We start from the raw sequence: 1,032 nt of genomic DNA, 5'->3' as shown, positions 1-1,032 counted from the left end.
GTAGCAAAGATAACACACAAAACCCTAGCCAAACCCACTACCAACTCACCAGCCACCTACAATCCAACACCCTAGAGTTGGATGACAAAGCCCAAATCCTCAGCTACGAACACTACTACCCCTATGGGGGCACTGCCCTCATCGCTGGCAAAGACAAAACCGAAGCACAACAAAAACGCTACCGCTACACAGGCAAAGAAAGAGACGACAGTAGTGGTTTATCCTACTACGGTGCTAGGTACCTAGCCCCTTGGCTAACGAGGTGGATAAGCCCTGATACAGCAGGGGCGGTTGATGGCTTGAATTTGTATGTTTATGTGGGCAATAATCCGCTCAAATATAGGGATCCAACGGGGCATTTTCCACTTATATCTTGGGGTGGATTTGTGAGCGATATTAACGCTTATAAGGCAAATCAAAGCGCATTGGATATTTGGGTTGGAGAAGCCCACGATACGCCGCAAGGAAAATATTTAGTAATAAATTTAGCCGCTGAAATTGAATTTCAAAATTTTATACTAGAAAATACTGGTGCCAGTGCAAATGAAAGACCTGAAGGAACCTCAGATGGCGTCCTCGCTAGATATACGGAAGAGGCAATACAAGATCTATATCCACAATCAACACCTGAAAAAACCCAAGCATTAACAAATGCAACCGTAGATGTACAGATGCTAGCAACAATCCTTAACGCTGATTATATTGGTAGATATCAATGGCGTGATAAAAGAGAATACGAAAGAATGCGAAGAGAGGGGAGTTTCAAAGGAAGTTCACTCATTTTGGTTGGTGCAGCCCACACACTAACAAATGTAAGGTGGAGTAAAGATCAAAACCCAAAAGCATTCCCTGCTTTTAAGTATATGGGTGAAAATCCAAGTATTGCTATAACACCCAAAAGTGTAATAGATAAACATGGCTCCTTTTTCGATACTCGTAGAACATCCGTGACACCTGATTTTGGCGTGTGGGTTGAGGATCCAAAAGAAGGTACTTTTTTAGTTTATGGTTCAGAAAGCATTATGAGAGAGA

The 1,032-nt window shown here is 42.5% G+C and carries 1 protein-coding gene; it reads left to right on the top strand.

What is annotated here, in order from left to right:
- Positions 1-1,032: RHS repeat-associated core domain-containing protein (locus BAZSYMA_RS10320; protein ID WP_241502535.1), on the top strand; the 1,032-nt coding region annotated here is incomplete at both ends.

This window comes from Bathymodiolus azoricus thioautotrophic gill symbiont (assembly GCF_001298715.1).
Lineage (GTDB): Bacteria > Pseudomonadota > Gammaproteobacteria > PS1 > Pseudothioglobaceae > Thiodubiliella.
This window is presented reverse-complemented; position numbering and strand designations above follow the sequence as displayed.